General features: G+C 30.3%; 30 protein-coding genes. 11 read left to right on the top strand and 19 right to left on the bottom strand.

Annotated elements, in window-relative coordinates:
- Window positions 1-415: 415 nt before the first annotated feature.
- The 11 genes from CLU82_RS02090 to CLU82_RS02140 form a co-directional block, all read right to left on the bottom strand.
- Window positions 416-1,501 (bottom strand): AI-2E family transporter, encoded by a 1,086-nt coding sequence (locus CLU82_RS02090; RefSeq protein ID WP_100841525.1) that lies wholly within the window; start codon window positions 1,499-1,501, stop codon window positions 416-418.
- 27 nt (window positions 1,502-1,528) lie between these two features.
- Window positions 1,529-2,245, bottom strand: a complete 717-nt coding sequence (locus CLU82_RS02095; RefSeq protein WP_100841526.1) for a potassium channel family protein — start codon at window positions 2,243-2,245, stop codon at window positions 1,529-1,531.
- A gap of 36 nt (window positions 2,246-2,281) precedes the next feature.
- Window positions 2,282-3,850 carry an MFS transporter gene (locus CLU82_RS02100; protein ID WP_100841527.1) on the bottom strand — a complete coding sequence of 523 codons (1,569 nt, stop codon included), beginning with the start codon at window positions 3,848-3,850 and terminating at the stop codon, window positions 2,282-2,284.
- Between the two features lie 4 nt (window positions 3,851-3,854).
- On the bottom strand, window positions 3,855-4,919 hold the full coding sequence (locus CLU82_RS02105; protein ID WP_100841528.1) for an HlyD family secretion protein: 1,065 nt from the start codon (window positions 4,917-4,919) through the stop codon (window positions 3,855-3,857).
- A 9-nt stretch (window positions 4,920-4,928) separates the two neighbouring features.
- Entirely contained in the window at window positions 4,929-6,266 is a 1,338-nt protein-coding gene (locus tag CLU82_RS02110; RefSeq protein WP_100841529.1) for a TolC family protein, read from the bottom strand.
- Between the two features lie 41 nt (window positions 6,267-6,307).
- Window positions 6,308-7,180, bottom strand: a complete 873-nt coding sequence (locus tag CLU82_RS02115; RefSeq protein WP_100844900.1) for a transporter — start codon at window positions 7,178-7,180, stop codon at window positions 6,308-6,310.
- Between the two features lie 170 nt (window positions 7,181-7,350).
- Window positions 7,351-8,109 carry a hypothetical protein gene (locus CLU82_RS02120; RefSeq protein WP_100841530.1) on the bottom strand — a complete coding sequence of 253 codons (759 nt, stop codon included), beginning with the start codon at window positions 8,107-8,109 and terminating at the stop codon, window positions 7,351-7,353.
- 221 nt (window positions 8,110-8,330) lie between these two features.
- Complete coding sequence (locus tag CLU82_RS02125) at window positions 8,331-8,813, bottom strand: hypothetical protein (protein ID WP_100841531.1); 483 nt, start codon at window positions 8,811-8,813, stop codon at window positions 8,331-8,333.
- Between the two features lie 138 nt (window positions 8,814-8,951).
- Entirely contained in the window at window positions 8,952-10,196 is a 1,245-nt protein-coding gene (locus tag CLU82_RS02130) for a BamA/TamA family outer membrane protein (RefSeq protein WP_232735194.1), read from the bottom strand.
- A gap of 117 nt (window positions 10,197-10,313) precedes the next feature.
- Entirely contained in the window at window positions 10,314-10,823 is a 510-nt protein-coding gene (locus CLU82_RS02135; RefSeq protein ID WP_100841533.1) for a DUF4251 domain-containing protein, read from the bottom strand.
- 57 nt (window positions 10,824-10,880) lie between these two features.
- Window positions 10,881-11,312, bottom strand: coding sequence for an META domain-containing protein (locus CLU82_RS02140; protein WP_100841534.1), 432 nt, complete (start codon window positions 11,310-11,312; stop codon window positions 10,881-10,883).
- Between the two features lie 126 nt (window positions 11,313-11,438).
- Between CLU82_RS02140 and CLU82_RS02145 the strand changes: the two genes are divergently transcribed.
- The 4 genes from CLU82_RS02145 to CLU82_RS02160 all read left to right on the top strand — a co-directional run bounded on the left by CLU82_RS02145 (window position 11,439) and on the right by CLU82_RS02160 (window position 14,659).
- Window positions 11,439-11,963: a hypothetical protein gene (locus CLU82_RS02145; RefSeq protein WP_100841535.1), complete on the top strand. Its 525-nt coding sequence runs from the start codon at window positions 11,439-11,441 to the stop codon at window positions 11,961-11,963.
- A 70-nt stretch (window positions 11,964-12,033) separates the two neighbouring features.
- Complete coding sequence (locus tag CLU82_RS02150; protein WP_100841536.1) at window positions 12,034-12,561, top strand: superoxide dismutase family protein; 528 nt, start codon at window positions 12,034-12,036, stop codon at window positions 12,559-12,561.
- A 13-nt stretch (window positions 12,562-12,574) separates the two neighbouring features.
- A complete protein-coding gene (locus tag CLU82_RS02155; protein WP_198520178.1) occupies window positions 12,575-13,144 on the top strand; it encodes a YdeI family protein in 570 nt (189 codons plus the stop codon).
- 312 nt (window positions 13,145-13,456) lie between these two features.
- The gene (locus tag CLU82_RS02160; protein ID WP_100841537.1) at window positions 13,457-14,659 is read left to right on the top strand and encodes an LETM1-related biofilm-associated protein; all 1,203 of its coding nucleotides are present in this window, start codon (window positions 13,457-13,459) and stop codon (window positions 14,657-14,659) included.
- Between the two features lie 72 nt (window positions 14,660-14,731).
- On the opposite strand, the gene can is transcribed toward CLU82_RS02160, so the two are convergent.
- The 4 genes from can to CLU82_RS02180 form a co-directional block, all read right to left on the bottom strand.
- Window positions 14,732-15,373: a carbonate dehydratase gene (gene can / locus CLU82_RS02165; RefSeq protein WP_100841538.1), complete on the bottom strand. Its 642-nt coding sequence runs from the start codon at window positions 15,371-15,373 to the stop codon at window positions 14,732-14,734.
- Window positions 15,374-15,457: 84 nt separating this feature from the next.
- Complete coding sequence (locus CLU82_RS02170) at window positions 15,458-17,107, bottom strand: SulP family inorganic anion transporter (RefSeq protein ID WP_100841539.1); 1,650 nt, start codon at window positions 17,105-17,107, stop codon at window positions 15,458-15,460.
- A 332-nt stretch (window positions 17,108-17,439) separates the two neighbouring features.
- Window positions 17,440-17,733, bottom strand: coding sequence for a hypothetical protein (locus CLU82_RS02175; protein ID WP_100841540.1), 294 nt, complete (start codon window positions 17,731-17,733; stop codon window positions 17,440-17,442).
- Between the two features lie 126 nt (window positions 17,734-17,859).
- Window positions 17,860-18,339 (bottom strand): Dps family protein, encoded by a 480-nt coding sequence (locus tag CLU82_RS02180; protein WP_100841541.1) that lies wholly within the window; start codon window positions 18,337-18,339, stop codon window positions 17,860-17,862.
- A gap of 137 nt (window positions 18,340-18,476) precedes the next feature.
- On the opposite strand from CLU82_RS02180, the gene CLU82_RS02185 reads away from it, so the two are divergent.
- Entirely contained in the window at window positions 18,477-19,418 is a 942-nt protein-coding gene (locus CLU82_RS02185; protein ID WP_100841542.1) for a LysR substrate-binding domain-containing protein, read from the top strand.
- Window positions 19,419-19,461: 43 nt separating this feature from the next.
- On the opposite strand, the gene CLU82_RS02190 is transcribed toward CLU82_RS02185, so the two are convergent.
- The 3 genes from CLU82_RS02190 to mnmD form a co-directional block, all read right to left on the bottom strand.
- Entirely contained in the window at window positions 19,462-19,656 is a 195-nt protein-coding gene (locus CLU82_RS02190) for a hypothetical protein (protein ID WP_100841543.1), read from the bottom strand.
- Window positions 19,657-19,875: 219 nt separating this feature from the next.
- The gene (locus tag CLU82_RS02195) at window positions 19,876-20,073 is read right to left on the bottom strand and encodes a hypothetical protein (protein ID WP_100841544.1); all 198 of its coding nucleotides are present in this window, start codon (window positions 20,071-20,073) and stop codon (window positions 19,876-19,878) included.
- A 150-nt stretch (window positions 20,074-20,223) separates the two neighbouring features.
- Window positions 20,224-20,883, bottom strand: a complete 660-nt coding sequence (mnmD, locus tag CLU82_RS02200) for a tRNA (5-methylaminomethyl-2-thiouridine)(34)-methyltransferase MnmD (RefSeq protein ID WP_100844902.1) — start codon at window positions 20,881-20,883, stop codon at window positions 20,224-20,226.
- A 308-nt stretch (window positions 20,884-21,191) separates the two neighbouring features.
- Between mnmD and CLU82_RS02205 the strand changes: the two genes are divergently transcribed.
- Entirely contained in the window at window positions 21,192-22,259 is a 1,068-nt protein-coding gene (locus CLU82_RS02205; RefSeq protein WP_100841545.1) for a branched-chain amino acid aminotransferase, read from the top strand.
- Window positions 22,260-22,352: 93 nt separating this feature from the next.
- Here CLU82_RS02205 and CLU82_RS02210 read toward each other — a convergent pair whose 3' ends face one another.
- Window positions 22,353-22,736 carry a nucleoside triphosphate pyrophosphohydrolase family protein gene (locus CLU82_RS02210; protein ID WP_100841546.1) on the bottom strand — a complete coding sequence of 128 codons (384 nt, stop codon included), beginning with the start codon at window positions 22,734-22,736 and terminating at the stop codon, window positions 22,353-22,355.
- A gap of 82 nt (window positions 22,737-22,818) precedes the next feature.
- On the opposite strand from CLU82_RS02210, the gene CLU82_RS20940 reads away from it, so the two are divergent.
- The 5 genes from CLU82_RS20940 (at window position 22,819) to CLU82_RS02235 (ending at window position 25,914) form a co-directional block, all read left to right on the top strand.
- Window positions 22,819-23,007: a hypothetical protein gene (locus CLU82_RS20940; RefSeq protein ID WP_100841547.1), complete on the top strand. Its 189-nt coding sequence runs from the start codon at window positions 22,819-22,821 to the stop codon at window positions 23,005-23,007.
- A 174-nt stretch (window positions 23,008-23,181) separates the two neighbouring features.
- Window positions 23,182-24,285 carry an SRPBCC family protein gene (locus CLU82_RS02220; protein ID WP_100841548.1) on the top strand — a complete coding sequence of 368 codons (1,104 nt, stop codon included), beginning with the start codon at window positions 23,182-23,184 and terminating at the stop codon, window positions 24,283-24,285.
- Window positions 24,286-24,348: 63 nt separating this feature from the next.
- The gene (locus CLU82_RS02225) at window positions 24,349-24,891 is read left to right on the top strand and encodes an RNA polymerase sigma factor (RefSeq protein ID WP_100841549.1); all 543 of its coding nucleotides are present in this window, start codon (window positions 24,349-24,351) and stop codon (window positions 24,889-24,891) included.
- A gap of 111 nt (window positions 24,892-25,002) precedes the next feature.
- A complete protein-coding gene (locus CLU82_RS02230; RefSeq protein ID WP_100841550.1) occupies window positions 25,003-25,437 on the top strand; it encodes a hypothetical protein in 435 nt (144 codons plus the stop codon).
- 18 nt (window positions 25,438-25,455) lie between these two features.
- Window positions 25,456-25,914: a sensor of ECF-type sigma factor gene (locus CLU82_RS02235; protein ID WP_100841551.1), complete on the top strand. Its 459-nt coding sequence runs from the start codon at window positions 25,456-25,458 to the stop codon at window positions 25,912-25,914.
- Window positions 25,915-25,920: the final 6 nt, after the last annotated feature.

Consider the following 25,920-nt stretch of genomic DNA (forward strand, 5'->3'; position numbering starts at 1 on the left):
ACCCAAAATGGGGAGTTATAGGGGGTAAAATAAGGAGGTAAGCTACCCTAAATAGGGGTAGGTACACTCCCTATTTACAGGAATAACACTACGTTTTTATGGGTATATGATTCCTATAAATCATTGTTTTGACGAAAATTAGCAATCCAAAACAATTATAGACTTACTAATTGAGCATAAAAAAGCCCCATTGGTAAATGGGGCTGAGTATTGTTCTTAAAGTAAAAGGAAGGGATTGGTATTTTTTGCCTTTTTATACGTTTGTGGGCCCGCGTGAGGGATAGAAGCTAGCTACCGAAGTAGCGCGTATAGCCCGACCCCGTTTAGGAAAGGGGCTGTATACCCGTTACTATTGTAAGCCCCTTTGCTAAACGGGGGCACGCCCAAATGAATTTTAGTAAACTGGGAGAGTAATTTATTCTTTCAAATCGTTTTGAACAACGGTGTTTCCTGGTTTGTCGTCCATCCAGGCAACAAATAATTTATAGCCTATTGAAAACACGATTGGCCCTACAAACAAACCGATGAATCCTGACATCATAAATCCGCCAATTACTCCAAGAAAAATAACAAGCATAGGTACCATTGCTCCTTTTCCTAATAATAATGGTTTTAAAACGTTATCTGAAAGTCCGCTCACGGCGAAAAACACTGTCCAAAGCAAAGCTGCAGTGGTATTGTCTAATGAAAAAAGATAAGCTATTACTCCAAGGTTGATAATAATTGGTCCAACTTGAATTATGGATAACATTAGACACAATACCGTAAGTACACCTGCAAAAGGAACGCCGCATCCAAAGAGTCCAACGGCTTGTATTAGGGTTTGAATTATGGCTACACCTAATATTCCTTTTACAACTTGATAGACTGTCGATATTGATATATTTAAAAATTCATCACCCGATTCGCCCGATATTCGCTTGATAAAATTGGTTGCCAAGTCTTGTGCACTTGTCGAAACCATCAATACTCCCGCAATGATAACAGAAAGGATAATCGACAATAAAGAGGCTATTGAACTCGCTGCTTTGGACAATACAGTTTTGGAAACTTCTAGGATTTGTGCTTTGTACTCCAATAATCCTTTCTCCATATCGGTAGATAATGCATATAGAAAATTGTATGCCTTATCCCCTATTAAAGGCCAATCTTTGATGTTTTGACCTGGGGTTGCAACTTTGATGGTTCCGTTTTCAACTCCTGTTTTTAAATCTACCACAGTAGAAGTAACCGAATTAAAAAAGGCTACTGTAGGCAAAATAATTAGTGCTAAAATGGTGAGTGTAATAATGGTTGATGCCAGACTTTTGCGCCCTTTTAATTTTTTTTGTAAAAAATTGAACATCGGATACAATACAATAGCTAATATAATTGCCCAAAGAATTGGCATCATAAAAGGTAGTAAGAGTTTGAAACAAAATCCTAAAATAAGGAAGACAATACCTAACTGTAGAATGGTTTCAAAAATCTGTTTACTTTTAATTTCGGACGAATCTTTCATGTGGTTTTATTTTAATGATTAGATAATTTATGAATTGGGTAATGTTTTTTCTTTCTTTTTAGATTTATTTTCACTGGCATTTGATACAAGACGGCCTATTAAAATTACAGGATACAATACTCCTATTATAGCTTCGACTTGTACCATAGCGCGTGCAAAAGGATGCAAGGGCACAATTTCTCCAAATCCTGTTGTGGTAATTGTAATATAACTAAAATACATAAAATTAGCTTCTAAAGTATTGCTTTCAAATGGAGGCAAAGTAATTTGGAAAGCGCCCGGAATATGCTGATAAATAAACGAGTAAATAACAGACCACAGATGTGCTAAAAGCATGTAAACTACTATTGAACCAATAACTCTATATTCGGTAATAGGTCCTGGCTCAAAGACTCTGGTTAAAACCAATACAATCAATAACCCAAAAGTCAGCACCGTTAAAACTATATCTGCCAATTGCACAAACGGACTGTTTTCAAAAACCATAATCCAGTTAAAAAGGACAAATAAAAAGGGTATAATCGACAGTAATACAGTTCTCTTTTTGGTTCTGGATAAAGTAATAATTCCAGCAATTAGAAACAACATCCAAAATATGTTGATAATAATCATAAAGGCTGAATAACTACTAAACAACGGAATTATAAAAAAATGCATCGCAAAAAGCAACACCAGCATTCCGCTGAGTCCACTTTCTTTGGTCCAAAAATGATTTAAAAAACGATATTTTTTTTGTGATGACATATTCTGATTTTTTATTATAAATGTAAAACAAATGTTTTAAAATGGAATGGGTTCTACAGCCACACTTCCTATTGGTCTTCGAGCCATTTTGAACAATAAAAGTATCAATATGGGGAAGAAACACAATGCCGACATGACCAGATAAATATCTTTGTACGCCAGCATCATTGATGACTTAGCGGTTTGATTCGAAAGATTTTTTTCGGCATTCTTTTGTGCTTCGGCAGCCGATAATCCCTGACTTAAGTAATAATTCTTTGATTTATTCAATTGGGCTTGCGCCAAAGGGTTTAAAGCAGTTAATTGCTGACTTAGACCTGTTTTGTGCTGTACATTCAGATTGGAGATAAAGGTTCCTAAAATTGCTCCTCCCAATAATGATGCAAAAATGACACGGGCAATAACACCGCTCATCATTCGGGAGTCTCCCAAAGGTTTTGGAACATTTTCGGAAATATAAAGCGAGGCTGCAGGATACAAAAAGCCAATAGCCAATCCTTTGAAAATAAAAGGTCCGAAAAAATCAGCCGAGTCTATTTCTGGATAAAATCTGAAATAAAGGATGGCATGATACATTCCGTAACAAGCAAAACCTACAACCCAAATTGTAGAAAGATAAATTCTCTTGAACAAAAGATAAGTCGATAATGGAATGGCGATAAAAAGACCAATGAGAATCGCCAAATGAGTTCTCGCCACATAAATTGTATCAAAACCCAAAATATTGGTCATAAAACCCGTTACTATCCCTCCTGTTCCATTCATCATCCCGGTATAAAAAAAAAGAAGAGAACCAAGAACTACATTTTTGTATTTGTAAACATCGGTATTGATTATAGGAGCTTGGGTTAATCGAACGTGAATCAAATAAACTCCAACTATAATCAGTAAAAAAGCAAATGCCATAGCTACTTTTGGATCACTTAACCAATTGCGAGTTTGTCCTTCGGCGCAAAGAAAAAGCACAATTGTAAAAAATAATAGTATGATAATCCAGCCTCTCCAATCAAATTGAAACGGGGTTTTCATTGGAGCTATATCTTTTTTATAAAATATCCAAGCCAAAACAATAGCTATTAAAAAATTAATATTTAAAAAATAAACTCCAAAAGTCCAATTGTGAATACTCGTCATTTGTGTTCCAAAATATTGATACAACTGCTTGCTGCCCTGCATAATAAATTGAACAATTCCGTACAAAATAGGCATATTGAAGACGGGATTGTATTTCATAAGTATTGGAAGTAATGAAGCAAAAATTCCAATAATAGATAAAATTGCTAATAGTGAACGCCAAACGGTAAACCACTCAATAGTCGTCGCATACAAAGTAGCTGTATTGCAAATAAGTGACAAGAAACTAACTGATAAAATCATAGTTCTTATCTTAATTTGTTTTCCAATTTTCAAGCTCAGGGGTAAAAATCCCAACATGGCAAAAAATGGAATATAGGTTGAATACGTAAAAGCGATAGTAGAAGCACCAAAATGTCCTAATATTTGTGAATTGTCATAAGAGGTTACATTCAACGCATTAAAAAAAGGAATCGTAAGAACATAAAGTCCTACAAGAGTAAAAATACTTCCTTTTTTGATTGAAATCATACTGTTATTTTTTTACCTCAACAGAAACATTCATACCAGGCTTAACCTCTTCCAATTCTTTTGCAGAAGCTTCAAAATCAATTTTCACAGGAATTCGCTGTGTGATTTTGACAAAATTTCCTGTAGAATTATCAGGTTCCACCATAGAAAATTTAGCTCCTGTTGCAGGTGAGAAACCTGTCACTTTTCCTTTGAATTCTTTGTTATCAAGCGCATCGATGGTAATTGTAACTTCCTGACCTTGCTTGATTTTTTCAATTTGAGTTTCTTTAAAATTGGCAGTAACCCATAACTTTTGATTTAAAACTAAAGTCGCAACCACTTGATTAGCATTGATTAATTCGCCAACAGAAATAGTCCTCTCCCCTACATAACCATCAGAAAGCGCCATAATATGTGTATAAGATAATTGTAATTTTGCATTCTCTAAATCAGCTCTTCTTCTAGCAACTGTTGCTCTTGCAGATTCCAGATTAATAGAACTTTGTTCGGTCATCGAACCGCTTGCCAATAATTCTTTTTCGGCAGCTTTGAGATACGATTTAGTCGATTGTAATTTTGAGATTACCTGCTCATATTGATTGAGCGTTACAGCTGAATCGGCATACATATTTTTGAAACGGTGGTAATCTTTTTCAGCTTTGTCAAGATTTGCTCTGTCTCCTTCTAATTTATCTTTGACTACTCCTTGATTTGAACTTGCTGTAACAATAGATTGTTCTAACGAATGTAGATTTCCTTCGGCGACAGCCAAATCTGCTTCGGCTTGTTTTACTTTTATTCTAAATTCTTCATCATCAAGAATTACCAAAGTATCTCCTTTATGCACAAACTGATTGGCTTCAAAACGTATTTCTACAATATGCCCTGTGGCTCTGGCTGTCACACTGCTGATATAGGATTCTACTTGAGCATTATTTGTTGTTTCATAGCGATGGAAGTCGAAGAATAAACTCAATATCCAAATACCTCCAATTAGTATAAAAATAAAAGAAAGAACAGTTAATATTCTATTTCTCTTTTTTTCGCTTTTCAAAGCAATTTCATTACTTTCATTTTCTTCGCTCATAAAAATATTTTAAAGTTTACCCATTGCGTATTGCAAGAAATAATATTGGATTATTGAATCTATATTGGCATTGTTTAATGAAATTTTGGCTTCATTCAGTTGTAATTCAGCATCAACAATGTCACTAATCACGGCAAAATCATTGTCATAACGGCTTTTTACTATTTTGTAATTACTCAATGCTAAATCCACATCTTTTTTAAAAGTCGAAATATTCTTCACGCTTTCAGCAAAACGAACAAAAGCTGATTTTACATCTTGATTGATCACATCTTTGGTTGCTTCAAGAGCGATATTACTTTTGTTAATTTGCTCCTGATCACTGTTAATTCGATGTTTTATATTGTAGAAACTTGAAACATCCCAATTGAGTGAAACTCCAGCTCCCCAATAATTTAGGGTATTAGTAGTGTAATTTGGCCATTGCGCAGGATATTGAGTATTCAATAATAAATTAGCATTGATATTGGGTTTGAAACCACTCTTGGTAATATCCAAAGATGATTCAGCTATTTTAACATTGATTTCCGAACGTTTGATTTCATATCTATTTTGATAAGCTTCAGACAAACTTTCGTCCAAACTAGAATCTGTTTTAGGAATTAAAATACCGTCTAAAACAGGCTTCAATTTAGTATTAGTAGGCAACCCAGTTAGTATATCCAAATAATTGCTGATTAACTCAATCGAATTGGTACTACGAAAAACGGACACTTCAAAATTAGATTGCTGCAATTCAGTTCTTAGTAAATCACTTTTCAGGTTTTGACCATTTTCAACCCTTGATTTTAATTGCTTGATTCGTAACTCCGTATTGATAATATTTTGCTTCGTTACTTCAATTTGTTTGTATAACTTTTCGAGTGTAAAAAACTGTGAGGTAATGGTTTGTTTAATTTCTGTCTCGGTCATTTTTACAACCGATTCCTGCATACTGACAATCAATTTTTGTTTATCAATTTGATTGTTAATCACACCCCCATAATACAATGGCATTGATGCTAAAAAAGAGGCTGAAGCTTGATGATTAAAATAATCAACATCAATACTCTTTTCATAAAAACCATCATAAATTTTAGGATTCCCAATATAATTATACCCCATGTTTAGTCCTAAAATCGGGGTTTTGGCAATTTTGGTCTGACTCAAATTTTCATTAGCAATTACAACATCAGAGTTGGCTAATTTAATTTGATTGTTATTCTGAATTCCTAACTGTATGGCTTCATCCAGTTTAATAATTCTGACCGTTTCATCATTTTGAGTATATCCAACTCCTCCAATAAAACAAGTAATTATTAAAATGAAAAAATCACTTTTTATATTTTTTAAAATTGAACAACTCATTCAGTATTTTTAATTTAATAATTCAGATGGAAACATACTATTTAAAAGAAAACATATTGGTAAGAAAAAGTAACCGAATCGTAATTTAATCCTAAATCTTTGAAAACCCCCGTGTTAAACTGCAATTTAATCGATTGACTTCTAGACAAAGGCATGGACCATGTTGCTCCAATTCTGGAACTATTGATAACACTTCCCGCAGGCAATTCATCAACAGCGGTTTTTCCTCCACTAAACCAAGTCCCATTCACACCAAGCCACATTTGATTTTTAAAATAATAACAAACATGTCCTTGAAAATTTAACACAGGGTCTTGTTTTAAAACATTATCTCCAAGATATTCTTTGTTTTGGGTATAAAACCAAACTCCAGAATAAAATTCTGTATAAATATGCTCAAAACGTTTTGAAACACCCGCTTCAGGTTTAAATCCCCAACGATTAGTACCAATATTAATTCTTTTATCAGGATAATAGAGACCTATAGGAACTGAAGTAACCAAACTTACTCCAAATATTGTCTTTTGCTGGTATTGACTAAATTCTTTTCTACCTAATGCTGGTGAACCCAACAAATTAATTCCAAGTCTAATGCGCATATCTCCAAAACCATTTCTGTTCCCAGTTATTTTATCCCCATTTACCGTAGCGTGACCATCCATAAGTACAAAAGGGAGAGCAACTTGGACTCTTGCTAATTTATTAGCTAAACCAAAAGTATGTAAATAACCGACTCCAAAATTATTACTTGTAATAATAAAATCGTCAATTGGTAATGTTGCTTCTGATACCACATCTCCTTTCATATAACCGTAACTTGCTACAATAACATTACCGTCTTTTGGCATGTTTGCATAAGCTCTGGGCTCCAGATCTTGTGCATTTAATAAATTGCTAATAAAAAAAAGACTCATGAATAAAAAAACATTTTTTCTAACACAAGTAAAATCAATTAAAGCCATACTTAAAATAATAGGAAGTTAATAATTTATTTAATATTATAATTTGTCACTTGTATTTAACAAGTCATTATTTAAAATTAAAAAACCTCAAAATTTGAGGCTTTACATTTATCTATTGCTCTCTAAAACCTATATCCGATACTAATACTATATCTAAATCCTACAGCAGTAATGGACTGTACTCCTTTTTTTTGAAATCCTTCATCGCCAGTTAAATCTCCTATATTAGGATATTTGTCTTTCAAAGCCTCTATTATTTTTTGCAAAGTTTCATTTTCATCAAGTCCAGGAATATCGTTATCCAATTTGGCATTAAAACTATATCGGGTAATTGAAGGCCCAAATAAAATACAATCCACAACAAATCTATCCCATAAAACAAATTGATAACCTAACTCTCCACCAAAATTAGTCATATTCAATTTTGATATAAAATTAGTTGAACTAACAGCTCCATTGTCAGGATTAGTATATAACAATTCCCTATCTGTTTTAAATTGAAAAAAACTAACAAAGGGAGCCAAATAAACACCTCTAGGCGCACTATATTTATTAACAGACCCTAAATAAAATCTATAATCTGCTCCAACAGAGTATCCGTTTCTATTATTATTTTTACTAAAATTGGCATTATCAATATCAACCGTAAATAATTTAAATTCTTGATATCCACCAAATACATTCAAAGTCTGGTTCTTCTTCATAACTCTCTCATAAGCAAACTGATAAGAGTTGTCATAAAGCAACATATTCGAAACATTAAACTTCACCGAGTTTTTAAAATCTCTTGGCGATCCTTGCGCAAACAAAGCATTTGAAGAAATCAAAAATACTGCTACAAAAATGAAGGTAATTCTAAAGGGAGTAGTTAAATTTTTCATTATTTGATTTTTAGTTTATATAAATATCAAAAAGCTTATTCAAATTTAACATTTTTTTCTACAATAAGGAAACAAAAATTAACACTTTTATTATAAATAAACTTATAATTAAAAGAATTCATTTGGTTCATCCCAATCAAAAAAGAAAATCATACCTAAAACTACAAAAAAAGAGTGCAATACTAATATTACACTCTTTTTAAAGTCATTAAGCAAACTTCTTATTTTACTTTTGTCATATCTAATTCCCCAACAAACGGTATTGCATTTTGCAAGCTACTTCTAATTTCCGTTTGTAAATAAATTTCAAGTTGAATAAATTTAGTTGCATTTATAGCTCCAACAGCTTTTTTTACTTTTTCATAATACGAAGAGTATAGCTTGTCATAATCAACATTGTTTTTTAAAGCTTGCTTTGCAATTGCATCCGCTTTAGCGTCTGTTAAAGTTCCATAGTCAGTCGCATATTGATTTATTAGTTGGATTTTTTCTTGTCCCAATTTTTTTCTTTCAGTTTCATAAGCCTCATAAATTTTTGTAAAATCTGCAGCTTGAGTCCCAGTTAATGCCATATATTGGCTCACTAATTCCGTTTTAGATTTTCCATAAACTGATTGCACAACATCAACATCATCTTTTAAGGTAGACTGAGCAAAACCCACTGTTGAAAATATTACTGCTAATAATAAAAATACTTTTTTCATATTCGTTTGTTTTTTAATTATATACAAAAACAAATATAAGGATTTATCCCTACTAGCTTAAATAAAAATTAAAAAAAAGATATCAAAAACATATTTGTTATAACTAATTTAACTTAAACATACAAAAGAAAAAAATCTTCAAAAAGTTTCGCCTGCATTCAAATAAACTCCATTAAAATGATTTCCCGCTGCATAATCTAAAACAAGATTAGTTCGAGTAGCTTTATCTATTAAAAGTCTTAATCCAACCCCAAATGCTGGCTGGATGTATTCAAAAAGACCAACATGCTCATTCTTATTACTAGCGGTTGTGTAATTTGTAAAAACTGTTCCACTAAGAGTTTGACTACAGGTAATTGGAAATCGCAACTCTACTTGTAAATATGCCAAATTATTCCCTCTAAACAATCCTTGAGTATATCCTTCTCCACTTCGATTTCGTTGGTCCCAACCTATTGCTGGCAAATTTAAATAAGGCACCACACCCTTAGTCACAAATTGTCCAAAAGTCCAAAAACCTAAAATAAAATGCTCTTTTTTAGGGTCTAGTGGCAAAAAATATCTGAATTCCGTATACAATATATTACTCCCTTTTTGTTCGTTAAATAAAGCTGAATTAAACCTATAGTTTAAATTTGCATACCAACCTTTCCTTGAATTAATTTGATTATCTCTTGAATCATAAATAAAATTAAGACTTAGCCCATTTACAAAATACTCCTTATCATTAAATCCATTCTTAATACTATAATTGTAATGATCCGTAAATTTTCCATTTTCAACATCGAGATCTTCATCAACGATGGAAGAATACCAATCAATATTAAGGCCTCCTCCAATATAAAAATTCTTCTTTACTTCCCAAGAAATCGTTTGATGAAACTTAAAATAATTATAATCCATTGGCTCTTCAATTGATTCAATATCGAAATCTGGATCTTTTTTGTCGCTTGAGATATTATTGGTACCTAAACCATAATTAGGCTGAGTAAAAACATACATTCTAGAATCCCCACTTAAGTAAATTTTATTGTTTTTTAACAGAATATTGTTTTTAATATTAACCATCAACTGTTTTTTGGTTGTAAAAACCACTCCAATATTTGCAGATGAATATTTATCAAGAACGTCTTGACCTTTAAAAGTATATTGAGCTGTCGCTCCATAACTAAATCCAGTGGCGGGTTGTACCCCAATTATAGGAATTATAAGAAAAAAACTGTTTTTAATTGGCTTTACTACAATGAGCGAATCTTTCTTTTTAAATAAATCAAAAATTGTTTTGGGAGGACAAACACTACTACTGTCTGAATTAATTTGAGCATTAACCAAACTTTGATTCAAAAAGAAAATAAATACAAAAGGAGCAAAAAATTTTAACATATAGCTTTTCATTTTAGAAGATGCTGTAAATCGTTGAATTCTGATAAAAGCAAAAAAATTCTTTAAATTATACTCCGTTAAATTAATTAGCACCAAATTATTCTTAAAAAAAACTAACTATTTTACAACTTTAAGTTTACCTATATTCCCTCTATAACTAATTGCACTACGATTTGTAGAATTGATTAACAGATTAGCACCTCCATCAAAATATACTGTCAAAAAAATATCATATGAATCGTTATCTCCTTTTACGGTAGCTTTAATTGTATAACTTTTTTTTTCTTTTTTTAAAGAATAATCTTTAATAGCTCCTTTAAAACTTAATCCTGCATCTCCTCCATAGCCAACACCACTATAAGCTCGTCCAAAAAATGGCATTTCACTATGAATAGTATCTTTTTGGAATCGTAAATAATTAGAGTTTGTAGTCAAATCAATACTTCTAGTTCCTTGAGGATAGGCCATTATTGCTTCAAATTCATATTCTTTTGATTGAACTAAAGCATCTATTTCTTTTTGCTTTACAGCTTTTTGTTCTTCTTTTATTTGTTGTTTTGTTTTTTCTTGAGCAAAACCAATCAATACCGAAAAAGAAAGAAAAAGAGTTGTTATTATTGTTTTCATAATTTATCAATTTATTTTTATTTTCAAATAATCAAAAGACAAGAAAGAATAATGAAATTATTTTTGGTGATTGAATCGCATCATCACAATATCACCTACCAATAAGTTTAAGGTTTTACCCTCGTCTGTTATGGTATATGTTTCTATTTTCTGTAAAATTTCCATATAGAATGAGTCTCCATTACCTTGACAAGCCATCATTGTCATACCCATTTTAGCTTCTTTAAAATCAATTTTTGAACCATCTAGAATTAATGCTCCAAAGTATTGATTACAACTATTATTCCCCGCAACTTTATTATTTATAATATCAAATACAATTGTTGGTTTTTTATTAGGATACAAACCATCAAAAGCAATTTTAGGTCCAGTTATATAATTTAGCTGCCAAGTCCCTTCGAGTGAAGTTGTTTCTAAAGTAGTTTTTTTTGTCGTGCAGGAAGTAAAATTTATGCAAATAAACACTATGAGAGCCATTATTTTCTTCATAAATCTAGATTTAAAATTCAAATTATCTCATGTAAATATAAAAAATTTAATACGAAAAAAAGACGTTTTGCTTTCTAATTTGCTTTTTAAAAAAGGTATAATTATTTTCGTAGAAAAGAAAAAATCATGACACTACTAGGAATAGGTTCTCGAATTGAGCATCCCGAATATGGAAAAGGGGTAATTACCAATGTTTCATCAAAAGAATATTGGGTAACATTTATAGAAAATGGTCTTGAAACCATTGCTCTAGATGATGAATTCAAAGTTATTGAAGCTACTGTAGATGAAGTTGATACGGTAAGTTTCTCGGAAGTTGAACAATCGTTAAGAGATCTTCTTAAAAAATGGTCTGATGTTTCCGAAATTGTACCCATTGGAGACAAATGGAAAGGCGGTAAACTAATTTTAGAACCTGGACAAACTGGATTGGCTCCCAAAGAAATTCCGATTGACACTTTCTTTCATAAAATCATAATGGTTCGGGACCGTTTACGTGTAATGGAACAAAAAATAAATAGCAGTAAAATAGAAGAAATAGAAAAAATTGAGTTGCAACAATACATTACCCGCATTTATGGAAGTTTGACATCATTTAATATATTGTTTAAATCACCAACAAACCATTTTGTAGGAGAAAAATCAAAATAGATTTTCAGCATCCTTAATTTTAATACGCTTTTTTATACGTAATTTTATAATCTAAATAAATTTCGCACTTATGAAAAAAATAATCTTCTCTATCGCACTTATCATTATTGCAATCATTGGTTGTAAACCAAAAAGCAATTCAAGCGATTCTAAAAGTTTAAACATAGCTTTCGAATCTAAAAGTAATAGTAATGTTACTGGAACAGCTACATTCATTGAAAAAAATGGCAAAGTAACATTTGTAGCCAAAATTGCTGGATTAAAACCAGGAATCCATGCTATTCATATTCACGAGAAATCAGATTGTTCTGCAGCAGATGGAAGTTCAGCAGGAGGACACTGGAATCCTACTTTCAAAAAACACGGAAAATGGGGTGAAGCAGAATATCACAAGGGAGATATTGGTAATTTTACTGCAGATGAAAAAGGAAATGGCACTATAACATTAACAACAGATGAATGGTGTATTGGTTGTGGAGATGCCGCAAAAGACATTCTAGGAAAAGGACTTATTGTACATCAAGGAGCTGATGATTTTGTAAGCCAACCTGCAGGGAATGCTGGAGCAAGAGTTGCTTGTTCTGCAATTATCAAATAAAAAATAATCTCACTTGAAAGAGAAAGAACAGCATTATTTTAAAGACGCAGCAACTTGGCGAGAATGGTTACATCATAATCATGATTCGTCAGTTGGTGTGTATTTAATTTTTTATAAAGTGAATAGCCCTTTCGAAAGTATGCGTTGGGAAGATGCTGTTCAAGTTGCTATTTGTTATGGTTGGATTGATTCGACCGTAAAAAATATTGACGAACACAGCAGAAAACAACTATTTACTCCAAGAAAAATTAAAAGCGTTTGGAGTAAACTCAACAAAACTTATATTGAAAAACTTACCGCTGGTAATTTGATGCATGAAAGTGGGTTAGCTAAAATTGAAATTGCCAAACAAAATGGTTCTTGGACGTCTTTAGACGCTGTTGAAGATCTAATAATCCCAGAAGATCTAACATTAGCATTCAAACAAAATAAAATCGCACACGAGAATTACTTAAACTTTAGTCCTTCATACCGTAAAAGCTATCTATACTGGCTTAATCAAGCTAAAAGAGAAGAAACCAGAAGCAATAGAATTACGACAATAATTGATCTTTGTGCTCAAAATAAAAAATCAAGAGATTAATTTATTTGTATCCTTCACTTACTTAAGCCTCAAATAAAATTGAAAATATTTATTTGTTTTTTCTTTAAAAATAAAAAGATTGCAACAAATAGCAGGAACTATACTATATTAAAAACTTCTACTTTTTCCGCTTCAAAAAAATATCCAAATTAATATTTAAATAGAAATATAGTTTTTTTAAAATTAAATTCACATTGTACTCAAATTCAAAAGTGTGATTTCACAAAAAACACTAGATATACCATTTTATAACCCTCAGAATTAGGTATTGATTGATAAAAAAACATAGTTTTGCATAATCAAAATAAAGCAATGATTAACCCTTCGGCATCAGGTTGGATAGAAAAATTTTTTACAAAATTAAAGTTATCAGAACAGAGTGTATCTGAAACTGAAGCAAGCTTTTATCAAAAATTAAGAAACACAGGCTTTATATACGGTCATATCATTTCTTTTGACACTACTTTCGAAATAGAGACTAAAGGTTGGTTCAATGAAGAGATTTCAAAAGTAGCTTTACTGAATGCTCTATACAGTATTTTTTCATTAACAAATAAAGAAAAAGACCCTTCTAATTTTATTGAACAAGCCAATCTTTTTTACAAAGAAATGCATCCTGAAGGATTTAGTTTATTCAAAAAAATTGTTCCAAAAATTTCGCCTGCATTAACTTTAGAAAAAATAATTGACGAACGTGTACAAACAAATGACAATATAATAAACAAAAACTTTTCTCATTTAGTTACCAATGCACTGTTGTTTATAGATGTTTTGGCTTTTCGCCAATATCTGATACAAGGTCAAATACCTGAAAAATATCTAAAAAAAATTGAAGAAACTATTGTAAACATTGTCATTCTTGCTTTAAAAATAAAGAATAACAAATCACAATACGATGATTTATTAATTAAATTATTTGAAGCGTCAGTTCGATATAGTAAATTTTCTAAAAAAGAGAATATTACACTAGAAACTCTAGATCTAGACTATTTTACTGCCGAATTAGAAAAAAAATACTTAATTGATATCGCTGGAATGGCTTTATGGAGCGATGGCTTCATGGAGAATAATGAATCTTACTTTTTGCACACATTAGCAAATTCTCTACTTATTGAAGATGATTTTGTAGATAAAGGTATTATCAATACAGATAATTTTATAAGTAAACACAAAAAAGAAATCCCATATTTTAATTATTCAAATCCTGTAAAGCATTTTTACGATCAAACTACAAAAAGTGTTATTACCTTAATATCCCGCAATAAATCGAGATTAATTAAAGAAATAATTGGAAGTAAAGAATTAATGTTGCTTTTGGCGCATTCTACTCATAGGGATTTGGATGAAAAAGAAAAGAAAAAAGTAAAAAAACAGTTATTAGATATTTGCAAAACAATACCGTCTTTAACCATATTTTTACTTCCTGGAGGAAGTTTATTATTACCAATCCTGATTAAATTTATCCCGAAGCTTTTACCCTCTACATTCAATGAAAATTTAGAACAAGACGATTAATAAAAAAGGCTGTCTAAAATTATAGACAACCTTTCTTTTTTCTAATTTATTCAATACTTACTGTACAATTTATTACTTTTTGATGTTAAGTTGGTAAACTTCATCCAAATCTTCATTCGAACTAAAATTAACTCCCAAGTCGGTTACAAATCCCGAATTTAAACCATAAACCCAGCCGTGAAGAGACAAATCTTGTCCGTTTTTCCAAGCTGATTGCACTATAGAAGTTTTTGCTAAATCAAAAACTTGTTCTTTTACGTTAATTTCTACAAAAGCATTAAAACGTTCAGTTTCATCAGTAATTGAATCTAAATATTTATCATGTAAACGGTAGACATCTTTAATATGGCGAATCCAGTTATCAATAATCCCTATTGAATCATTACCCATAGCCGCTTTTACACCTCCACAACCATAGTGTCCACAAACTATAACGTGTTTAACTTTTAATACATTCACAGAATAATCCAATACACTCAACATATTCATATCCGTGTGAATTACCATGTTAGCAATATTTCTGTGAACAAAAACCTCTCCTGGTTTTGCTCCTATTATTTCATTTGCGGGAACACGACTGTCAGAACAACCTATCCACAATAAAGGTGGTTGCTGTCCTTTAGCTAAATCTTTAAAGAAATCTGGATCCAAATCTAATTGTTCTTCAACCCATCTTTTATTATTGTCTAATATTTTTTTATAAAAATCACTCATTTTAATTTATTTTTTAAGTCTGTTTAATTAGTTAAAATCGATACAAAATAGGTATCTGTTCGCTATTGTAAATTTACAATTATTTTAAAAATCTTTGCTAATGATTTTCTTATCTACCATTTCTCTTTTCGCAAAATCATAATGACGCTCAATCGTAACATGATTTTGTGATTCATCAGTATTCTCTAACGCATACTCTTTTTTAAATCCTTTCAATTTTACTTTAATATTATCATCAATAGCTCTTGTTGTTTTAAATTCATGTATCAAATCTAAAATATCATGAGCAATATAAACTGTATCCTGTGCATCAATAATCACTTTGCTGTTTTTTGGAATTTTAGACAAAGTCATTTTTATTGCTGCTTTATTTAAGAAAGAAACCTCCTGAGCTAAATCGATATGAATAATATCACCATCAACATATTCTTTTTTTCTAAAACTGTACGCTCTTTTAAGATTTCCTCTCAAAATAAATACAATACAAATTACAATTCCCAAAACAACTCCTTTTAATAAATCTGTAAATACAACTCCTAGAAAGGTAGCTATAAAAGGTAAAAATTGGTATTTTCCATAATTCCAAAAATGTTTAAATGTTGCTGGTTTTGCTAACTTATATCCAACTAAAATCAAAACTGCAGCTAAAGTAGCTAGAGGAATTTTATTTAAAATAAAAGGAATTGATAAAGCACATACTAATAATAATACACCATGAATTATTGCTGATAATTTTGATTTAGCCCCTGCTTCATTATTTGCAGATGTACGAACTACTACAGATGTTAATGGTAACCCACCTATTAATGAACACACTATATTTCCAATTCCTTGAGCTCTTAATTCTACATTTGTATTAGTATATCGCTTATGTACATCCATCCTGTCGGCAGCTTCAATACACAAAAGAGTTTCTATAGAAGCAACAACAGCAATAGTAACACCAACAACCCAAACTTGTGGATTCATGAAACCTGCAAAATTAGGAGTAACAATAATTGCTTTAAATTCATTAAATGATGTTGGTACAGGTAATGAAACTAAATGTTCTTTCTGAATAGCTAATGAACTTCCAGATGATATAAAAAATTCATTCAATAATATACCAACAATTACAGCAACCAACGCACCTGGTATTAACTTCAATTTTTTTAAAGCTGGAACTTTATCCCATGCAATTAAAATTGCTATAGAAATTAATGTTATCACTATTGCTCCTAACTGTAAATGATTAAAAACATCAAAAAGAGCAGAAAAAGTATTATCTCCAGCTGCTTGAGAGAAAGATTGATCACCTTCAAAATCGGCATCATATCCAAAAGCATGTGGCAATTGTTTCATAATAATTATAACTCCAATACCGGCTAACATTCCTTCAATAACATTGGTTGGGAAATAATTAGAAATACTCCCAGCCTTTAGCAAACCTAAAGTTAATTGAATAAGTCCTGCAATAAAAACAGCAGTTAAAAAAGTATCAAATCCACCTAAACTGGTAATGGCAGTAAGTATTATCGCTGTTAAACCAGCAGCAGGTCCTGAAACACTTATTTGAGATTGACTTAAAAACCCAACGACAATCCCTCCAACTATTCCTGTAATAATTCCAGAAAACAAAGGAGCGCCAGAGGCCATAGCAATTCCTAAACAAAGTGGCAAAGCCACCAAAAAGACTACTAAACCAGATGCAAAATCCGATTTAAAGTGAGCAAAAAGATTAGTTTTATTTGACATAAAAAAAGTTATTATAATAAGATTGATTAAGATTCGCTTTACAATATTATACTGTAAAAACAAACACTTAGTCTGTAAAACTAAGTATCGAAAAAAATATTTCATCATTTTATTAGCATCTGTAATAACAAATACTAAAGCAATTAATCACATCTGCACATCTAGAGCAACGTACACACTAATAACATTTGTATACAATATTTCATAGCAACTTATTCCAATTAGATATGGGATACTATTACATACTGCTAATATACTACATATTTACAAATTAAAATCTGTAAATAAATGAGTAATCAACTACAAATAATGATGAAAATGGGGGAGTAAGACTAAAGTTTATTTGGTGGAGGTATAAATATTGAAGCATAATTTAAATCATGTTTCGATAAATTTTCAAAAATGATAACCCCTGATGCTTTTTTTAAATTTAAAAAAGAAATTTCAAAAAAAGAGTTAAAAGTATAATACTTTATATCATGTTTTATTTCTTCAAAAGAAGAAGAAGGACCACAATTTCCGCAAAGACTAGTATTATCCTTGTCTTTTTCTAAGCATGCCACTATTGTAGGCGCCGCCAAAAATAAAACAAAAAACAATAATATAATACTAGCAAAAATTTTCATGTCAGCAAAAATAGCAGATAGAACTTGAACAAAAAAATTAGTTTTACAAAATTAATCTAATTTTAACACAAACATATAATCTAAATATTATCAAAAACATCAAGGCTATTACTCAAAATTTAATGATTACAAACTCTCTTCTAACCAGGCTTTCATCATCCAAATGGTTTTTTCTTGCTCAACAATAAAGTCACTCATCATAGAATTTGTTCCTTCATCATTAATATCTGAAGCTTTACTTAGAATTTCTCTTTCTATTTTTAATAGCTGAGAAAGAGAAGTAACTATTAACTGGATACTTGTTTCATCATTTGAAATATTTTTCCCAACTGTTAGTTGATTGAATTTTATATAATCTTCAAAAGTATGCAATGGTCTTCCTCCAAGAGTTAAAACTCTTTCAGCTATCAAATCAATTTTCAGTTGAGAATCATTATATAACTCTTCAAATTTTAAATGTAAATCAAAGAACCTTCTTCCTCTAATATTCCAATGTAAACCTCTTAGACTTTGATAATAAACTTGATAATTTGACAACAATACATTCAATTCTACTATTATAACTTCTGATTCTTCAACGGGTAACCCCAAAACATTTACTTTCATATCTATATTTATTTTGACTCTCAATAAATTAGAGAATGCTATTTATATTTTATTTATCCAAAATTATGTAATAAACCAAAAAAACCACTATAAATTAAATTGATTGTTTTTATATTTGCATAAAAATATACTATTCAATGACTATCACACAACTCAAATATGTTTTGGCAGTAGCCGAACACAAAAATTTTACTCTAGCAGCCGAAAAATGTTTTGTAACTCAGCCAACGCTAAGTATGCAAATTCAAAAAATTGAAGAAGAACTTAATATTCAAATTTTTGACAGAACAAAAAAACCAATTCAACTTACTGATATTGGTCAAAAAATTGTAAATCAAGCCAAAAATATTGTCAATGAAGCCGACAGAATTCAAGATATTGTAGAACAACAAAAGGGATTTATTGGCGGCGAGTTTAGACTTGGAATAATTCCGACAATAATGCCGACATTATTACCAATGTTTTTGAATAATTTCATCAAAAAATATCCAAAAGTAAAGTTAATCATTGAGGAATTAAATACAGACGAAATTATTATAAAATTAAAAAATGGAAATCTAGATGCAGCTATTGCTGCTACACCTTTAGAAGACGAAAAAATAAAAGAAATTGTTCTTTATTTTGAACCTTTTGTAGCTTATATACCTGAAAATAATGCTATTTTTCAAAAAGAAGAAATTGAAATAGACGATCTTAATATTAATGAAATTTTACTTCTACAGGATGGACATTGCTTTAGAGACGGAATTTTAAATCTATGTAAAAATCGTAACGAAACAGGACTTAAATCTTTCCAAATAGAAAGCGGAAGTTTTGAAACACTTATAAAACTAGCTGATGAAGGACTAGGCACCACACTACTACCCTATTTACACACATTGGATTTAAAAGATTCTGACAAATTAAAACTCAGACATTTTAAAGAACCGAAACCAGCTCGTGAAGTAAGTTTAATTTATCCTAAGAGTGAATTAAAAATCCAAATTATTGATGCTTTAAGAAGTACCATTTCTGGAGTTGTAAAAGGAGCAATCGTTTTCCAAAATGTACAAATTGTTAGCCCACTTTTAAAAAAATAATAATCAAAAAAAAGGAACCAAATTGGTTCCTTTTTTATTAGCTCTACCCAATATATATCAAACATGGTTTTAATTCTGGCTTTTCATCAGTGAAGAATAGTAACCATTTTTTTAAATGTTCAATCTCATAAGGCAATAAGTTCTTAATAGCTTTTTTTAATTCCTTTTCAAAAAGTTCAGGATCGAAGCTTACTCTTTCGAGCACCATTTTGGTATAATCATAAATCATTCTAGACATAACAAAAAGGTTTAAATAATTTTGTCTTAGTAAACAGGTGCAAAAGTATTGAAATAATTCAATACTCCAAATAAAAACAATCCATAAAAAACAAAATAAATCGTCAAACAACCTGTTTTGTAGTTTTATTGTAAGTTATTTATTCGTTTCATTAAGAATTATCTAAATAAAAAACAAATTCATAAAAAAAGAGGAATCATTAAAATGATTCCTCTTTTTTTATGAATTAACAATTATTAGACATTGTTTTAATTCTGGTTTTTCGATGGTGAAGTCAAACAACCACTCTCTTAATTGATCCAATTCGAAAGGTAATAGTGTTCGAATCGCTTTTTCTAATTCTTTACAGAAAAGTACTGGGTCAAAACTCACTCTTTCTAACACAGATTTTGTGTAATCAAACATTATTTTAGACATAATAAATTAAGATTTCGGGGTTTATATCTTGATTTTAATACTGTAAATGTACATTTTTTTTCAAATACAAATCTTTTTTTTAACACAGAAATGTGAAAATTATAACGATTTCGTAGCGAAGCATTATAAACAAAGGAGTTCATGAAAAAATTATTTTTTCGCTCTAAACATTTCTCTTTTCCCAGGAGGACCAGCTAATTTTTCGACAGTAAATCCAACCTCTATCATATTCCTTTTAATAACGCCTCTTGCGGCATAAGTTACTAATACCGAATTTTCTTTAAGCGACTTAAACATTCTTTCAAATACAGCAACACTCCATAATTCGGGCTGAACACGATATCCAAAAGCATCAAAATAAATTAAATCAAACTTTTCAATATCATCAATTTCTTCAAAAAACTGTTTCCTCTTAGTTAATGAAAAATTTTCAGACAACTCAAATTTTTCTCCCCAATTTTCAGAATGCATTTTATCAAAAATATTTTTTGAATCTAATGCATTCAATTCTTCCGGATAATTCATGGATTGAAGCTCTTCTTCCGAAATAGGAAAAGCCTCTACTCCTACATAATCAATTGTTTGATTCAATCCTTTGGATTCCAAAAAAGTAATAAAAGCATTCAAACCTGTTCCAAATCCAATTTCAAGAATAGAAACTTTTTGATTCGGGAATAATGCTAATCCATTTTTAATAAATACATGTTTAGCTTCTTGAATCGCTCCATGTTTAGAATGATAACATTCGTCCCATTCTTTTATATGAATTGTTGTAGAACCATCAGATGTGTGTATAATTTCTCTTTCCAAAGTATTGTTTTTGAGTTGATATAGCATTTCAGCACTCTATATTGCTTTCAAAAATAAATAAAAGAATTTCTTATCGTTATCTAAAAACCATATTTTTTATATATTCCACAGAATTTAACATGATTTTCTAAATAAAATTATACAATAATTAAATCACAGTTAAAGACCATAATTAATGATTTTTTGACAACATTTTATCTGATTTTTATTTAATTTTGCAATCAGTAATAAAGGGCACAGATAATTTTCTTTACTGAAACCGTTTATTTACTAAACAACTCTTTTTTTTAATACTATAAGCAATAATTATGAGTACCACTCAAACCAACAAAATAGAGACAATAAAAGCAGCTACTTCAAAAATAAATGAAGTTGATTTTGATAATTTATCTTTTGGAGCTGTATTTACAGATCATTTATTAGAATGTGATTTCATCAATGGAGAATGGCAGCAACCAGTCATTAAGCCTTATGCTCCACTTTTACTTGATCCATCTGCAAAAGTGTTTCATTATGGCCAAGCCATTTTTGAAGGTATGAAAGCTTATAAAGATACAAATAATGATATTTGGCTTTTTAGACCAGATGAAAACTACAAACGTTTTAATACTTCTGCTGTACGTATGGCTATGCCTGAAGTACCAGAATTTGTTTTTATAGAAGGTTTGAAACAATTATTAAAATTGGATGAAGCTTGGGTAAAAAATGAAAATGGAAGTACTATGTACATAAGACCTTTCATGATTGCTACCGGAGCTGGAGTTGTTGCGAATCCATCAGAAGATTACAAATTCATGATATTATTATCTCCTGCAAAAGCATATTATTCTGGAGAAGTAAAAGTATTAATAGCAGAGCACTTTAGTAGAGCTGCAAATGGCGGTATTGGTGCTGCAAAAGCTGCTGGTAACTATGCTGCACAATTCTACCCTACTACTTTGGCTAACAAAGAAGGGTTCCAACAAGTAATCTGGACTGATGATGCAACGCATACAAAACTAGAAGAAGCTGGTACAATGAACGTATTTTTTAGAATAAATGACACTTTGTTGACAGCACCTGTGAGTGAAAGAATTCTAGACGGTATAACTAGAAAAAGTCTTATCGATATGGCCAAAAAAGAAGGAATCAATGTAGAAGTTCGCCCTGTATTAGTTTCTGAATTAGTAGAAGCTTCTCAAAAAGGAACTTTAAAAGAAATTTTCGGAGCTGGTACTGCTGCCGTAGTAAATCCAATTGCTGGTTATTCATATAAAGATGTTTATTATGAATTACCTAAACTAGAAAATACTTTTGCTGGTTTACTAAAAGAAAAGCTTACTAACTTGCAAAACAAACTGGTTGAGGATACATTTAACTGGACTGTTAAAATATAGTTTGCCATTTATAGATTAAAAAAAATCCCAATTACCTAACGTAATTGGGATTTTTTTTAATCTCTTTTTTTGGGGTTTATCAACAATAAAAAACTATACAAGTATTTTAGAAAAATCCGGTTTAAAATAATTTGGGCCTTTCATTACTTTTCCATCTTCTCTATAAATTGGATTTCCATCTTCACCTAATTTACTCATATTACTGCGTTGGATTTCGTCAAAAACTTCTTCTATTTTATTTTGTAATCCATGCTCAATGATTGTTCCGCACAAAATATACATCATATCTCCAAGAGCATCAGCAATTTCAACCAAGTCATTATTCTTGACAGCCTCAAAATATTCTTCATTTTCCTCTTTCATTAAGTTATAACGAAGTTCTTTTTTACTTTCTCCTAAATCAGCAATTGGAGATTCACTATGTCCTATTCTAAATGCTGTGTGAAATTCCTTAACAGCGTTGATTTGTTTTTGCATCCTAATATAGTTATTGATTTGAAACGGAAAATTAACAACTATTTCTAAACTATTACCTAAATTTGTAGAAAATTATTTCAACATGTTCAGCCAAGGTCAACTAATATTTGCACTCTGTTTTTTTATAGCTTTTGTAATTGCAATGGTGTTTGCTTACCGAAAAGATGCCAATCTACACAAAGTTTTTTACAAAGGAAATTATAAAATTTTAATTGGTTTTTTGATATTTATAGGATTATTATTCGTTATCAAAATCTACTTTAAGCATTAGATACACAAAAAACGTCAACGTAAATGTTGACGTTTTTTTGTTTTACATTTCAAACTGACATTTGTAAATTAAAAAATGAATTCCTCTAGAAGAATTTAAGATTTTATGAATGGATATTGTAGTATAATTAATTAAATTTCTAACTTTACAACAGAATAAATCATCTACCCCATTATGAGAATTATTAAATATCTTTTTCTTTTATTACTATTGAGCCTTGTGGCACTTACAATATATATTGCAACACAAAAAGGAAATTTCACTGTAGAAAGTAGTAAAGTAATTAATTCTCCAAAGGCTACTGTTTTTAATTATGTTAACGATTATAAAAACTGGCCAAAATTTAGTAGCTGGATTTCCAATGATACATCAATAAAATCTTCATTCTCTCCTTCGACTATTGGCAAAGGAAGTTCATTCACTTGGGAAGGAAGTGCTATCGGCAGTATTCAAACTTTATATACTAAGGAGAATGATAGCATTGTTCAGAAAATGGAATTTAACGAAACTTCCTCAGATGTCTATTGGAGCTTCAAAGATACTATAGGTGGTACAAAAGTAACTTGGAAATCAGTTGGGAAAATGGATTTTATGTTAAAGGTAAGTTCGTTTTTTAACGTAGGTGCAAAAAACACTTTATCTAAGGTATATGATAAATCTTTGGCTAATCTTGACAAAACACTTGATTTTGAAAACAGTACATATTCAGCCAAAATAAATGGAATCGTAAAAAAACTAGAAACATATTACTTAAGACAATCATTCACTAGTAAAATTTCCGACATCAGTAGAAATGCTAATGTAGTTTTTCCTAAAATTATTGCCTTTTGCAAACAGAATAATATTAAAATGAATGGAAGACCATTTATCATTTATCAAACTTACGATACAATTAAGGATTTAACCAGAGCTTCGTTTTGTATCCCAATCACTGAACAAATTTTCACTAGTGACGGAAGCGATATATTATCTGGAAAACTGGAAGCTTTTGAAGCATTGAAAACTAGTTTAACTGGAAATTATACATATAAAAACAAAGCCTTAGGCGAAACAACGGCATATACAACAACAAAAAACATTCTAACTGGCAGTACTTTTTCACATTTAGAAATTTTCACAAGAGGTAAAAACGAAACTCTAAGCCCATCAAAATGGCTAACAGAAATGTATTTTCCAATAAAACCAAAAGTGATACCCCCAGTATATAAAAGAGTTGTAAGAGATACTCTAGCCCCTAAACCTACAGTCAAAAAACATGAAGACGAATTTGATTTTTAAATAATTTAAAATCAGATTAAACCTTTTCTATTTTTTCGCATCAAAGATTAAAAACACAGCAAATTGCAGGACGAAAAGGAATTTATTTTTAGTCTATTGAATCCACAAACGCAAAATCAAGCGTTTCAAAAACTCATGCAAGACTATCAAAAACCTTTATATGTACATGTACGAAACATTGTTTTAAGCCATGATGACGCTGATGATGTTTTACAAAACTCATTTGTTAAAGTATTTCAAAATTTAAAAAACTTTAAAGGAGAAAGTAAATTATTTACTTGGATGTATCGCATTGCAACCAATGAAGCATTGACTTTTTTAAATCAAAAAGCAAGGAAAACTGGAATTTCATCGGTTGAATTACAAAACAAAGCGATTGATAATTTGAAAGCTGATATTTATTTTGACGGAGACGAAATTCAAATTAAATTGCAAAAAGCAATTACCGAATTACCCGAAAAACAACAATTAGTTTTCAAAATGAAATATTTTGAAGATTTAAAATACGAAGAAATATCAGAAATACTAGGAACATCTGTAGGTGCATTAAAAGCCTCCTATCATCATGCAGTAAAAAAAATAGAAGCTTTTGTAACAACCAATTAAACCTTTTAAACACAGTTTAGTCCAATATACAATTACAAATAAATATTTTAATGACATTTAAAAAAGACAATTAAATCATTTTTTTTTCATTAAAAATAAAATTAATAACACATGAAACCTTTTAAATTAGATGACGTACCAAAAATAGAATCAGGCTTTAAAACTCCTGACAACTACTTTGAAAATCTCTCGACAATTCTTCTTGAAAAAATATCTCAAGAACCAATTGTTAGAGAACCTAAAGTACTATCAATTTTTAGAAAAAGAAAAGCAGTGCTTTTTGCTGTTGCTGCAGTTTTAATGCTTGCTTTAATGATACCAATATTATATCAATCGTACACAAAAAGTAAAGATATTGATTCCATTACTATTGAAAATTATTTAGCAGAAGAAGGTCATCTAAATCAAGATGAAATAATAAGCGAAATCGAGCCCGAAAGTAATGCCATTATCTTAAATACAAAAAAAATAGAAACACAAACATTAGAAGACATGCTGGTTTCCAATCCAAATATTGAAAATCTAGTTATTGAAAATCAAAATTAAAATTTAAAAAAAACAATCATGGCCTTAAAAAAACTATTCCCGATACTTTTTTTATTTTTATCCTTTAATTTCTATGCTCAAAATGATAATTTTAAAGAAAAAAAAGAGCAAATTAGAGCAATGAAAGTTGCATTTTTGACAAGTGAATTGGATCTTACGTCCAGTGAAGCTGAAAAATTCTGGCCTCTTTACAACACCTTTGATGACAAACAATTTGAATTAAGACATCAAAAAATGAAAGGCTATTTTAAAAGAATGCAAGGTGATAATATTGATAAATTATCAGAAAAAGATGCAAGTGCACTATTAGATCAAATTGAGGATAATGAAGAAGATTTATTCAATTTAAGGAAAAAATTCATAGCAAATTTAAAAGAAATCCTTCCTTCAGTTAAAATAATCAAATTAAAAAAAGCAGAAGAAGATTTCAGTAGAAAATTACTTCAGCAATATAAAGACAAAGGTTCCAATAAATAATTGGTT

Origin of the sequence: Flavobacterium sp. 5, from assembly GCF_002813295.1 — a bacterium.
Taxonomy (GTDB): domain Bacteria; phylum Bacteroidota; class Bacteroidia; order Flavobacteriales; family Flavobacteriaceae; genus Flavobacterium.